The 13,500-nt window shown below is 71.6% G+C and carries 8 protein-coding genes; 7 read left to right on the top strand and 1 reads right to left on the bottom strand.

The window, feature by feature from the left end; all coding sequences use genetic code 11:
- Position 1: 1 nt before the first annotated feature.
- Positions 2-1,654 (bottom strand): ABC transporter substrate-binding protein, encoded by a 1,653-nt coding sequence (locus ACIRL2_RS02660; protein WP_395872953.1) that lies wholly within the window; start codon positions 1,652-1,654, stop codon positions 2-4.
- 457 nt (positions 1,655-2,111) lie between these two features.
- Here ACIRL2_RS02660 and ACIRL2_RS02655 point away from each other — a divergent pair, with 457 nt between their 5' ends.
- The 7 genes from ACIRL2_RS02655 to ACIRL2_RS02625 form a co-directional block, all read left to right on the top strand.
- Positions 2,112-3,143 carry a 3-oxoacyl-ACP synthase III family protein gene (locus tag ACIRL2_RS02655; RefSeq protein ID WP_402229658.1) on the top strand — a complete coding sequence of 344 codons (1,032 nt, stop codon included), beginning with the start codon at positions 2,112-2,114 and terminating at the stop codon, positions 3,141-3,143.
- Positions 3,140-5,104 carry an HAD-IIIC family phosphatase gene (locus tag ACIRL2_RS02650; RefSeq protein WP_402229656.1) on the top strand — a complete coding sequence of 655 codons (1,965 nt, stop codon included), beginning with the start codon at positions 3,140-3,142 and terminating at the stop codon, positions 5,102-5,104. Before ACIRL2_RS02655 ends, ACIRL2_RS02650 begins: the two co-directional genes overlap by 4 nt.
- A complete protein-coding gene (locus ACIRL2_RS02645) occupies positions 5,101-5,337 on the top strand; it encodes an acyl carrier protein (RefSeq protein ID WP_395872950.1) in 237 nt (78 codons plus the stop codon). Before ACIRL2_RS02650 ends, ACIRL2_RS02645 begins: the two co-directional genes overlap by 4 nt.
- Entirely contained in the window at positions 5,334-6,185 is an 852-nt protein-coding gene (locus ACIRL2_RS02640; RefSeq protein WP_402229653.1) for a 2-oxo acid dehydrogenase subunit E2, read from the top strand. Before ACIRL2_RS02645 ends, ACIRL2_RS02640 begins: the two co-directional genes overlap by 4 nt.
- A complete protein-coding gene (locus ACIRL2_RS02635; RefSeq protein WP_402229650.1) occupies positions 6,182-7,285 on the top strand; it encodes an alpha/beta hydrolase in 1,104 nt (367 codons plus the stop codon). The genes ACIRL2_RS02640 and ACIRL2_RS02635 overlap by 4 nt, the downstream gene beginning before the upstream one ends.
- Positions 7,282-8,076, top strand: coding sequence for a thioesterase II family protein (locus ACIRL2_RS02630; RefSeq protein ID WP_402229648.1), 795 nt, complete (start codon positions 7,282-7,284; stop codon positions 8,074-8,076). The genes ACIRL2_RS02635 and ACIRL2_RS02630 overlap by 4 nt, the downstream gene beginning before the upstream one ends.
- Positions 8,077-8,482: 406 nt before the next feature.
- On the top strand, positions 8,483-13,500 hold a 5,018-nt coding region (locus ACIRL2_RS02625), incomplete at its 3' end, for a beta-ketoacyl synthase N-terminal-like domain-containing protein (RefSeq protein WP_402229645.1).

The following is a 13,500-nucleotide window of genomic DNA, read 5'->3' as shown; positions in this document are numbered from 1 at the left end:
GTCACTTCCCCAGCCAGGCGTCGTAGAACAGCGGATAGGCGGCGGCCTCGAAGGTCACGCCGTGCACCTTCTTCTCGGCGCCGATCAGGTAGGTCGGTACGTACATGGGCAGCGTGAGCGCGTGCTCGACCAGGTACTTTTGGATCTCGCCGTAGCGGGCCGCGCGGATCGCCGGGTCGGTGGTCGTCACGGCCTGCTCGAGCCAGGTGTCGATCTGCCGGTCGGCCAGCTTGAAGACGTTCAGGCCGCCCTTGGCCAGAGTCTGTCCGGAGCCGAACAGGGAGCGCAGCACGTCCGGTTCGGCCCGTACGTTGCTGGTGTCCCAGATGTCCATGTTCCCGGCGTAGACGTCCTTGCTGTAGGTGCCGGTGTCCTGGCCCACCCGGTCGATCTCGATGCCGACCTGCCTGGCCTGGGCCTGAATGCCCTCGCCGAGGATGTCGCGCTGTTCGCGGATCTTGGCGGTCAGCACCGGCCAACGCAGGCTGAGCCGGGCGCCGTTCCTGGTCCGTACGCCGTCCGAGTCGCGCCCGGTCCACCCGGCCTCGTCCAGGAGCCGGTTGGCCAGCGCCGGGTCGCGCGGCCAACTGCCTTCCACGGCGGGGTTGTAGCCGACCCCGTTGGGGCTGAGCGCGCCCCAGGCACGGCGGTACTGGCCGAAGTAGATGGCCTTGATCAGGCCCTCGACGTCCACGGAGCGTTGGAAGGCGATCCGGACGCGTTCGTCGGCGAAGGGTCCGCGCCCGGAGTTGAGGAACACGCTGTACACGCCGCCCGGGGCGTCGGCGCGCAGCAGTTGCAGCGAGCCGTCGCGCTTGACGGTGCGCACGTTCGCGGCGGGCAGACTGCCGATCACGTCGACCTGACCACTGGTCAGCGCGCCGACGCGGACCGCGTTCTCGGTGATGAAACGAATGCTCAGCCCGTCCAGGTGGGCCGGTCCGTCGTGCGCGGCGGTCGGTGGGGCCCACGCGTAGTCGGGGTTGCGGCGCAGCGAGATGCTCTGCTTCTTCGTCCACTTCTCGAACCGGAACGGCCCCGAGCCGACCGGCCGTGCGCAGGGGGCGGCGGGGTTGGTCAGCGACCTGGGCGACTGGATGCCGAGGTAGGCGGTGCTGAGCACTTGGAGGAAGGGCGCATACGGGCGGGACAGGGTGATCCGCACGGTGCTCGGATCCGGCGCCGCGCTGCCCTTGTAGGCCGCCATCAGGCCGGCCGCGCCCTGCGACTTGGTCTTGGGGTCGACCACGTGGTCCAGGCTCGCCTTGACGGCGGCGGCGTCCAGCGTGGCGCCGTCGTGGAAGCGCACTCCCGATCGCAGCCGGAAGGTGTAGGTGAGGCCGTCCGGCGAGATGTCCCAACTCTGGGCCAGCCAGGGGTGGATCACGCCGTCGGGGGTGAGGTTGACCAACGAGTCGAAGATGTTGCGGTCGATCAGCGCGGTGACGTCCAGGGGGCTGACCGCCGGGTCGATGCAGGCCGGTTCCACGTCGGTGGCGAAGCTCAGCGTGCCGCCCGGGCGCGGTGCTGCGCCCGCCTGTTCGGCGGGCCCGTCGTCCGCCGCACAACCCGACAGGAGCACCGCCAGGGCCGCGCCGAGGGCCACGAGCAGGCGGGGTCTGCCCCGAGCCGTGCGTCGAACGATCGTGTGCATGCTGGGGCTCCTCGAGGGTGTGGCCGGTTCCGCCCGACGAACGCGGAACCCGTGCGGTGCGGACGGGCCGGCACCGGGGCGCCGGGGAACCGGGCACGGGGACGTTGATCGATCACTCTCGGTACGGGCGCTAAAGCCGTGCTGAAGTCGGGCGCGGCAACCGGTCCGCGGGCCTTTCGGCAACCGGCCCGCACGCCCTCCGACAGCCGGCCCGCGAGCCCGTCGGCGCGCGGTCCGCGGACTCTTCGGCAACGGCCTGCGGCCCGTCGGCGCCCGGCTCGGCGAGCCGGTCTTAGCCGCGTTTTAGCGCGCCCGCACAGCCTTGCCGCAGCCGTCCCCGCAGCACGGGCACCCACGGGGGCAGCCGGAAGGCGCGTACGCGGCACCGGACGCGGGCTCGTCACCGCTGCGGGCCGACGGCGCCGCCGGCATTCGCACACGTGAAGGAAGGGCAAGGATGCACGCCTCGGATATCCACATCCTCGCGGTCGGCACGGCACTCCCGGGCCCGGCTGTGGACAACGCCGCCCTGGCACGGCGGTTCGGCATGGAGGCGGTGTGGGAGCAGTGGATCGACGTCTTCATCGGCACCCGCACGCGCCACCTCTCGGTCGACCTGGACAGCGGCGAGATCCGCTCCTCACTGGCCGAACTCGCCACCGCCGCCGCCGGGCGCGCGCTCGCCGAGGCGGGCCTGGCCGCGGGCGACATCGACGTGATGGTGCTGGGTACGGCCACCCCGGACGTGCTGATGCCCGCGACGGTGAACATCGTCGCGGACCGGCTCGGCATCAACGAACTGCCCACCTATCAGCTTCAGTCCGGCTGCGCGGGTGCGGTGCAGGCGCTGGACGTGGCGAGCACCCTGCTGGCGACCGGTCGGCACCGCACCGCGCTCGTCCTGGGCGGCGACGTGTCCGCGAAGCACTTCGACCTCGACGTCGACCTGCGCGCGCTGTCCCCGGAGGAGCTGGTCAACTTCGTGCTCTTCGGCGACGGCGCGGGGGCCGCCGTGCTGAGCACCGAGCCGGTGTCCGGGTCGGTGGCCATCCGCGCGATCGTCAACCGGCTGACCGGGCTGGGCCGGGCGCCCGGGCAGGTCATCGAGTGGTTCGGCCTGGCCGATCGGCACGCCGACCGGCCCGCCGCGAGCGAGGACTACAAGATGATCGAGGAGTCGGTGCCGGTGATGGCCGGCGAGATCCTCGCCGAACTCCTGGACGGCCTCGGCTGGGACGCGGACGACGTCGACTACCTTCTGCCGCCGCAGTTGTCCGGCCGGATGACCGCCCGGATCATGCGGACCCTGGACGCGCCTCGCGCGCAGGAGATCACCTGCGTGCACGAGACCGGCAACAACGGCAACGCGTTGCCGTTCCTGCAATTGGAGCGGGCGCTGCCCAAGATGGCCGCCGGCGACCGTGCCGTGGGCATCGCGGTGGAGTCCAGCAAGTGGATCAAGGCGGGCTTCGCCCTGGAGAGGATATGACCACCACCCCATCGCCCACGGCCGAGAGCGTCTCCCCTGCCCCGACCGGAGTCGACGCGCTGCTCGCGCTGCACCGGGCCGACCGACTGGTCGCGCGGTACCCAACCGTGCGCGAACACTTGACCGACGCGACGCCCGCGGAACTGGCCCGGGCCGGAGTGTTGTTGTCCCGCCTGGAGCCGAACGCGGTCCTGGCCGCCCACCCGGGCGTGCGCACCGTCTCGGTCACCATCACCGGACACGGCACCCTGTCCGCGCTGACCGGCGCGCTCACCGGCGAACTGGCCCGACACGGACTGGTGTCCCGCCCGCAGGTCACCGACTTCGACAGCTACGTCTTCGAACTCTCGGACCCGGAGAGCTCGTTGTACGCGGCCAAGGCGGACCTGGTGCTGTGCGTGCTCGACGCGTCGGTGGTCTTCGACGAGGTGCCCCTGCCGTGGACCCCCGCCGACGTGGAACAGGTGTTGTCCGCCAAGGTGGGCCTGCTCGAACAACTCGCCGCGCGCTACGCCGGCACCGGGACCGGCACGCTGGTGCTCAACACGCTGCCGCTGCCCCGGGCGCACTCGGCGCAACTGGTCGACCACCGCTCCCGGGCCCGGCTCGGCGCGGTCTGGCGCGAGGCCAACGCGCGCCTGCTCCGGATCGCCGACGCGCACGCGAGCGTCGTCGTCCTGGACCTGGACCCGCTGCTCGCCGACGGCATCGCGGCCACCGAGCCGCGGCTGCACGTGTACGCCAAGGCGCACCTGTCCGCCGAACTCCTGGCCGGGTACGCCCGCGAGGCCGCGCACCTGGCCAACAACGTGGTCGGCCGGACCCGCAAGGTGTTGGTGCTCGACCTGGACAACACGCTGTGGGGCGGCGTCCTGGGCGACGACGGGATCGAGGGCATCGAGGTCGGCGCCGGCTACCGGGGCGAGGCGTTCACCGCCTTCCAACGCGTGGTCAAACAACTGGGCGCACAGGGCGTCCTGCTCGCGGCGGTCAGCAAGAACGACCCCGACCCGGTCCGCGAGGCGCTGCGCGAGCATCCCCGAATGACGCTGCGAGAGGACGACTTCGTTCGCGTCGTGGCCAACTGGGCGCCCAAGCACGAGAACCTCGCCGAACTCGCGGCCTCGCTCAACCTGGGTGTGGACGCCTTCGTCTTCGTCGACGACAGCCCCTACGAATGCGGCCTGGTCCGACGCGAGTTGCCGGAGGTCGCGGTGGTCCGGCTGGACGAGGAGCCGGCGCTGCACCCGGGCCGGCTGCTCGCCGACGGCTGGTTCGACACCCGCGAGCTGACCACCGAGGACCGGGCCCGGACCTCGCGCTACCGGGACGAGCTGGATCGGCGGGACTTCCTCGACTCGTTCACCTCGCTCGACGACTACCTGAACGAACTGGGCGTGACCGTACGCGTCGCCCCCGCCGGGCCCGACGACACCTCCCGGGTGTCCCAGCTCACGCTGCGCACCAATCAGTTCAACCTGACCACCGAGCGGTTGCAACAGCCCGCCGTCCGGGCCCTGCTCGCCGACCCGGACGCACTCGTCCTGACCATCCACACCGCCGACCGTTTCGGCGACAACGGTCTGGTCGGCGCGATCCTCGCGCACCGCCGCGACGACGCGCTGCACGTGGACAACATGCTGCTGAGCTGCCGGGTGTTCGCCCGGGGCGTCGAGCAGTCGGCGCTGTCCGCGCTGCTGCGGCACGCGCGCGCGACCGGCGCCGAGGCCGTCTACGGCACGTATCGGGCCAGTGCCAAGAACGGCAAGGTCCGCGACCTCTACCCCCGGTACGGGTTCGTGCCCGTCCCGGGCCAACCCGCGGTGTCCGGCGCGGATCCGGTGGATCCGGCCGCCGCGGACGAAGACGCGCTGACCTTCCGGCACGACCTGGTGGACATCGTCCCGGTGCCCGGGCACGTCGCGCTGACCGAGACCTTCGAAGGGGAACCCGAGCGATGAGCACGTTGAACACCCTTGACGACTTCGTCGCGCTGGTCCGCGACGAACTGGGCCTGCCGATCACCTCGGCGAACGCGGCGGACTCCTTCGACCGATTGGCCGGCTGGGACTCGGTCCACCTGCTGTGGCTGCTCACCGCGCTGGAGCGGCACACCGGTCGACGCATCTCGCTGCCGGACGTCCTGGAGGCGACCAGCCTGGAGGCCGTCTACACGCTGGCGGTGTCCGGATGAGCGGCGCGGGCGTACCGGCGGCCCGCGAACGCCGGCACACGCTGTACTTCCTCGGCGAGATCCGCGCGTTCGCCCCCGTCTTCCTGGACACCGAGGTCGACATGAGCGCGGTGCTGGCACACCGGGCCGCCACCCGGGGCACCGGCCGGCCGTACTCGCTGGTGACCTACGTGCTGCACGGTGCCGCGAGAGTGCTCGCCGACCATCCCGAGGCCAACGCGGCGGCCCTGGGCGGGCTGGTGCCGCGCGTGCTGCGGCACGGTTCGGTGGACGGCAAGCTGACCCTGGACAAGACCCTCGGCGGCCGGCGTGTCGTGCTCTCGGCGGTACTGCCCGATCTGGATCGCGCGAGTCTGGCCGAGATCCAGCGGCAGGTGTGGCACTACGCCGACGGAGACCCGGCGACCATGCCCGAGTTCGCCGCGCTGACCAGACTCCAGCGGCTGCCCAGGCTGATCGGCGCCCTCGCCTTTCGCCGGGTGGTCCGGCCGCTGCGGACCCGGGCGCGGCGCTTCGGCACCTTCGCGGTCACCTCGCTCGGGCATCGCGCCGTGGACGGCTTCCACTCGGTCGGCGGCACCACCATCACCCTGGGCGTGGGCCGGATCGTGCAGCGCCCGGTGGTGCGCGACGGGCGGATCGTCATCGCTCCGGTCATGCGCCTGAACCTGGCCTTCGACCACCGCGTCATCGACGGCGCGGAGGCCGCGGACGTGCTGACCGAGATCAAGCAGGCCCTGGAGGACTTCACCGAGCCCGACCCGGGACCGGCCGAGCCGGCCGCCGCCCCGGAGCCGGCCGAGGCCGCCGAAACCCGCTCCCCCCTCACGGAAGGCAGCCCGAGGTGAACGACATCAACGAGCTCAAGCAGTTCGTACTCGTGCACGCCAAGGCCCAGAACATCCCGCCGGCGCACTACGGCGAGCTGCTCGGCCGGATCGACAACGACGACGACGGCGCGCCCGGCTCCTGGGCACGCGAGTGGTCGCGGGGCGCGGCCCGGCTGGCGGGCGACGGGAAGCTGCTGGAGGCGTGCCGGGACTACAACATGGCGCGTTTTCCCTACGTCGACGGCCCGGCCCGGCAGCAGGCCCTGGACGGCTGCGTGTCCACGTTCGGCCGCTGGGCCGCTGAGCAGCCCGATCTGGAGCGGATCGACCTGGACCTGCCCGGCGGTCGGGTGGGCTGCTGGGCCACCGGGTTGACCGACGGGCCCGAGGGCGTACGCAAGCCGCTGCTGCTGGTCACCGGCGGCATCGTAAGCATCAAGGAACAGTGGGCCCCGGTACTGCTGATGGCCCGCAAACTCGGCCTGGCCGGGGTCGTCACCGAGATGCCCGGCGTGGGCGAGAACACGCTGGCCTACGACCGGGACAGTTGGCGGATCCTGTCCGACGTGCTGGACGCGGTGGCCGATCGCGCCGACGTCTCGCGTACGTACGCGGTCGCGCTCAGCTTCAGCGGCCACCTCGCACTGCGCTGCGCGGTGTCCGACCAACGCATCCGGGGCATCGCCACCGCCGGGGTCCCGGTCGGCGCGTTCTTCACCGACGCCGACTGGCAGAGCAGGCTGCCCCGGGTGACCGTGGACACCCTGGCCCGGCTGACCGGCGCCAAGCCCGAGAACCTGTACGCCCGGATGGCCGACTGGGCGCTGACGCCGGATCAACTGGCGGCCCTGGACATCCCGGTGGCCTGCACGGTGAGTCTGCGCGACGAGATCATCCCGCCGGCCGACCCGGACCTGCTGCGGGCGCACGTGCGCAAGCTGAGCCTGAACACCTATGACGACGTGCACGGTTCGCCTCGGCACGTGACCGAGACCAGGTTGTGGATCATCGTCTCGGTGTTGCGCATGATGGGCGCCCGCACTCCGCAACGCGCGTTTTTGGAGGGCCTGTTGGCCGTGCTCCGATTGCGCCGCCGGCTCACCGGGAGCCGCGGATGAGCGCGCGGGCGGGCCTCTCGTCCCGCTTCCTGCCGCGTGAACCCGACGAGATCGGCGCTCCGCTGCGACTGTTCTGCTTCCACCACGCGGGTGGCGCGGCCTCGTCGTTCGGCGACTGGCGGCGCGCGCTCGGCCCGGGCGTCGACGTCCTGCCGATCCAACTCCCCGGCCGCGAGGGGCGGGCCCGGGAAGCGCGCGCCGGGGAGCTGACCGAGCTGGTCGCCGAGCTCGACGCCGACCTGGATCCGTGGCTGAGCGACCGGCCGTACGTCTTCTACGGACACAGCATGGGCGCGCTGGTGGCCCACGCGTTGACCCGACGGCGCTTCGAACACGAGCGCACGCTGCCCGAACGGCTCGCGGTGGGCGCGTGCCCGGCACCGCATCTGCGCACGCCCCTGGACGGCGCCGCCGAGCGCACCGACGAGGAACTGGGGCAATTCCTCCTGGACATCGGCGGCATGTCGCCGACGCTGCTCCGGTATCCGGAGTGGCGCCGAGCGGCGATCGCACTGCTGCGCGACGACCTGCGGTTGTGCGCGTCCGACCCGCATCGGGGCCACCCGGAGTACGGCGCGCGGCTGCCCTGCCCGATCGAGGTCTTCGCGGGCGTCGATGATCCGCTCGTATCGCTCCCGCACGCCGCGGCCTGGCACACCTACACGTCGGCACGGTGCCGCGTACACGTGCAATCGGGCGGCCACTTCTTCGCCCAGGAACCGGGCGCGGCCTTCGCGGCCCGCGCGCTGGCCCCACTCCTGCGCGCACCGGCGGTCGCCCGGGCCTGTTGACCGCCGACGGCCGGGCCGGCCGGCGTACGACCACGAGCGTCGGGCGTGGGGCGTCTCCCAACCCGGGGGCCGGGGCCGCGTGTCGGGCGTCGCACGACGGGAGCCGGCCGAAGCGGGCCGCCGAAGGCTGTACCACGAACGTCGAAAACCGGATATCGGACCAGGTCCGGTGGGGTGCCCAAGCACCGTCCCACCGGGCCTTGTCGCGTTCCGGCGCCGGTCGGCTCCCGGTCCCGGACGGTCCGCGCCGACGGCGGCGGTGCGCGGCCGGCCGCTTTAGACGATTCAAAGGCCGGCGTTAGTACCCGCGACAACTTTGGAGCCTGGCAGCACACGAACGGTCCTCAGGCATCCCCGCACGGTGCGGCCGCCGCGACCTGTTCACGACGAGGGGCAGTGACACGCGATGACAGGAAAGCCCGTGCCGGCCGCGACGACGCCGGCGACCGACGTCGACACCGCCGGCATCGACACCGACGCCGTCGCGATCGTCGGCATGTCCTGCCGGTTGCCCAAGGCGGAGCATCCGGCGGCCTTCTGGCGGCTGCTGCACGACGGCGTGGACGCGATCACCGAAGTCCCGGCCGACCGCTGGGACATCGACGCCTACTACGACGAGGACCCCTCGGCCCCGGGCAAGGTCGCCACCCGGCACGGCGGATTCCTGGACCGTGTCGACGGCTTCGATCCCGCCTTCTTCGGCATAGCCCCGCGCGAGGCGGTGGCCATGGACCCGCAGCAGCGGCTGATCCTGGAACTGGGCTGGGAGGCCCTGGAGGACGCCGGCATCGTCCCCGGCACCCTCGCCGGCAGCCGAACCGGCGTCTTCGTCGGCGCCACCATGGACGACTATGCCGCGTTGCTGCACCGCGGCGGTCCCGCGGCGATCACCCGGCACAGCCTCACCGGCGTCAACCGCGCCATCATCGCCAACCGAGTCTCGTACACGCTGGATCTGCACGGGCCCAGCCTCACCCTCGACGCCGCCCAGTCCTCCGCGCTGGTCGCCGTGCACACGGCCTGCGAGAGCGTCCGGCGCGGCGAGTGCGAACTCGCCATCGCCGGTGGCGTCAACCTCAACCTCGTACCGGAAAGCACCGTCGGCGCGAGCAAGTTCGGTGGACTTTCACCCGACGGTCGCTGCTTCACCTTCGACGCCCGGGCCAACGGCTACGTGCGCGGCGAGGGCGGCGGCGCGATCGTCCTCAAGCCGCTCGCCCGCGCGCTGGCCGACGGCGACCGGGTGTACTGCGTCATCCGAGGCGGCGCGATCAACAGCGACGGCGCCACGCCGGGCCTGACCGTCCCCGACGCACGCGCCCAGGAAGCCGTCGTCCGCCTCGCGCACCGCGCCGCCGGCGTCCGTCCGGACGACGTGCAGTACGTGGAGCTGCACGGCACCGGCACCAAGGTGGGCGACCCGATCGAGGCCGCGGCGCTCGGCGCGGCGCTCGGGACCCGTCGCACCGCGTCCGGTGAACCGCTCACGGTCGGGTCGGCCAAGACCAACGTCGGGCATCTGGAGGGCGCGGCAGGCATCGTGGGGCTGCTCAAGACCGCGCTGAGCATTCACCACCGAGTACTCCCGGCCACCCTCAACCACGAGACGGCGCACCCCGACATACCGCTGGCCGAGCTCAACCTGCGCGTACAGACCGAATCGAGTACCTGGCCGCAGCCCGATCGACCGCTGATCGCGGGGGTCAGCTCGTTCGGCATGGGCGGCACGAACTGCCATGTGGTACTCGCGGAATCACCTACCGCACGACTTCGGGACGACGTCTCGGCGGCGGGCGCGAGCGCCGGAGCGAACTCGGGTCCCGGTTCGGACTCGGACTCGGGCGCGGAGCGACCGTCGGCACCGACGCCGTGGGTGCTGTCCGCCCGTACCCCGCAGGCGCTGCGGGACCAGGCGACCCGCCTGCACGCGTACGTCACCGCGCGCCCGGACGCGGACCCGGCCGCGATCGCCCGGACGCTGGCGACCCGGCGGACGTTGTTCGCCCATCGGGCGGCGGTCGTCGCGGACCGGCGGGCCGGCTTCCTGGCCGGGCTGGCCGGGCTGGCGGAGGACCAGGGCGGCGCCACGGTCGTGCAAGGCACGTACTCGGGAACCGCCGGCGGGACGGCGTTCATGTACACCGGGCAGGGCAGCCAACGACCCGGCATGGGCTCGGAACTCCGCGCCGCGTACCCGGTGTTCGCCGACGCCTTCGACGAGGCCGTCGCCCACCTGGACCCGCACCTGGACCGACCGCTCCGCGACGTGATCGACCACCACCCCGAGCTCCTCGACCAGACCCGCTACACCCAACCCGCGCTCTTCGCCCTCCAGAGCGCACTGCACCACCTGTTGATCCATCACGGCATCACGCCGAACTACCTCATCGGCCACTCCATCGGCGAACTCACCGCCGCCCACCTCGCCGGAGTCCTCGACCTCCCCGACGCCGCCACCCTCGTCACCGCACGCGGGCGACTCATGCAGACCGCACCTTCCGGCGGCGCGATGATCGCGATCGACGCCACGCCGGAGCAGCTCGCGGAACTCATCTCCGACCAACACGACTTCGTCTCGATCGCCGCGCACAACGCGCCTCGGGCCACGGTGATCTCCGGCGACCGCGACCGATGCCGCCGGATCGCGGAACAGGTGCGCGGCGCGGGACACAAGACCAAGGAACTCACCGTCAGCCACGCGTTCCACTCACCGCACATGGACCCCGTGCTGGCGGAGTTCCGGGACATCGCGGAATCGCTGACCTATCACGCACCGCACACCCCGCTCGTCTCCAACGTCTCCGGCACGATCGCGACCACCGAGCAACTCACGGATCCCGCCTACTGGACCGAGCACATCCGGCACGCCGTGCACTTCCACGACGGCGTCACCACGCTCCACCGGCACGACGTCGCCACTTACATCGAACTCGGCCCCGACAGCACTCTCACCACCCTCGCCCGGGGCACCGTCGAGAGCCTGCGATCGGGTGACTCCGCCCGGGACGCATCGCCCGTCTTCATCCCGACTCTGCACCGCAAGCAGCCCGAGGCCCCCACCGTCGCCACCGCCATCGCGCACACCCGGCTCCTGGACGCCGCCCCCGACTGGAGCACGCAGCTCGCCACCGACCAGGTCGTCGACGACCTGCCCACCTACGCGTTCCAGCGTCGCCGCTACTGGCTCGCCGACCCGGCGCCGGGCGCCGATTCCGGACCGACCGTCGAAACCGCCGCGAAGACGGGCCCGGATCCCGCGTCGAGCGTGGAACTCGCGGAGGACGCGGAGACCACCGAGGACGCGGAGGCCACGGAGCCGGCCAACCCGCTCGCGCGCCGCCTCGGCGGCCGGTCCGAAGCCGAACAAAGGCGCGTACTCCTGGAGTTGGTCCGCACCCAGGCCGCCATCGCGCTGGGCCACGTGACCTCCGACGCCGTCGACCCCGGGCAGAGCTTCAAGGAGTCGGGATTCGACTCGCTGACGGCGGTGGAGTTCCGCGACCGGCTCGCGACCTCCACCGGGCTGGACCTGTCCGCGACGCTCACCTTCGACCATCCGACGCCCCGGGTCCTGACCGACCACCTGTGGGCCCGGTTCTCCGGAATCGGCACCACGAACGACTCGCGAACCCGGATGATCGCACCGCGCGACGACGATCCGATCGCGATCGTGGCGATGAGCTGCCGCTATCCCGGTGGCGTGCAATCTCCGGATCAGCTCTGGCAGTTGGTCAGCCAAAGCATCGACGCCATCACCGCGTTGCCGACGAACCGGGGCTGGGACGTCGACGAGCTGTATGCGCCGGAGCCAGGTGTACCGGGCAAGACATACGCGCGAGCGGGCGGATTCCTGCACGACGCGGACGGGTTCGACGCGGAGTTCTTCGGGATCAGTCCGCGCGAGGCCGCCGCGATGGATCCACAACAACGCCTGTTGCTCGAAACCGCGTGGGAGGCGTTCGAACAGGCGGGCATCGACGCGTCCACGATTCGCGGCAGCGACGCCGGAGTCTTCGTGGGCGCGATGAGTCAGGACTACGGCCCGCGCCTGCACGAGCCCGCCGACGGCTTCGAGGGCTACCTGCTCACCGGCAATACGGCGAGTGTCGCGTCGGGTCGGGTGGCCTACACGTTCGGGTTCGAGGGTCCGGCGGTGACGGTGGACACCGCGTGCTCGTCCTCGCTCGTCGCGATCCACCTCGCCTCTCAGGCTCTTCGGCATGGGGAGTGCTCGCTGGCGCTCGCCGGCGGCGCCGCCGTGATGGCGACGCCGGGCATGTTCGTGGAGTTCAGCCGCCAGCGCGGGTTGTCACCGGACGGCCGCTGCAAGGCGTTCTCATCGACGGCGGACGGTACAGGCTGGGCCGAGGGCGTCGGCCTGCTCCTGCTCGAACGCCTCTCCGACGCCCAACGCAACGGCCACCCGGTCGTCGCCGTACTACGCGGCTCCGCCATCAACCAGGACGGCGCCAGCAACGGACTCACCGCACCCAACGGCCCCTCCCAGGAACGCGTCATCCGCCAGGCACTCGCCGCGGGCAACCTCACCCCCGACCAGATCGACGCCGTCGAAGCACACGGCACGGGAACCGTACTGGGCGACCCCATCGAAGCCCAGGCGCTCCTCGCCACCTACGGGCAAAACCGCCCCACCGAACACCCCCTCCACCTCGGCTCCCTGAAGTCCAACATCGGCCACACCCAAGCCGCCGCAGGCGTCGGCGGCGTCATCAAAATGGTCCTCGCCATGCAACACGGCCTCCTGCCCAAAACGCTCCACGTCGACGAACCATCACCGCACGTGGACTGGGCCTCCGGCGCGGTGGCACTCCTCACCGAACCCACACCCTGGCCCGACACCAACCACCCCCGACGAGCAGGCATCTCCTCCTTCGGGATCAGCGGCACCAACGCGCACGTGATCATCGAGCAGGCTCCGGTACCCGGTCCGGCACCGGAGCCGGTCGACCCGGAGCCGGAAACCCCGGTCGCCGCAGACCCGTTGCCGCTGCCTTGGGTCTTGTCGGCGCGTACGCCGCAGGCCCTACATGATCAGGCGCGGCGGTTGAGTGAACACCTGGCGGCTCGACCGGGGTCGGACCCTGCGGCTGTCGCCCGTGTACTGGCCGGGCGCACGCTGTTCGAGCACCGCGCGGTGATCATCGGCAACCACACCGCCACCCTGAGCGCCCTCGCCCGCCAGGAAGAGACTCCCGACCTGATCCAGGGCACCGCCACCGCCGACCCCGGCAAGATCGTGTTCGTCTTCCCCGGACAGGGCAGTCAGTGGGACGGCATGGCACTCGACCTGTACGCCACGTCCACACCGTTCCGCGAACACCTCGACGCCTGCGCCGAAGCCCTCAAACCCTACGTCGACTGGAACCTCATCGACGTCCTCCACGCCAAGCCCGACACCCCCGA

Source organism: Embleya sp. NPDC127516, from assembly GCF_044765325.1.
GTDB lineage: Bacteria > Actinomycetota > Actinomycetes > Streptomycetales > Streptomycetaceae > Embleya.
Note: the sequence above shows the minus strand (reverse complement) of the source record. Positions and strands in the feature narration are given on the sequence as shown.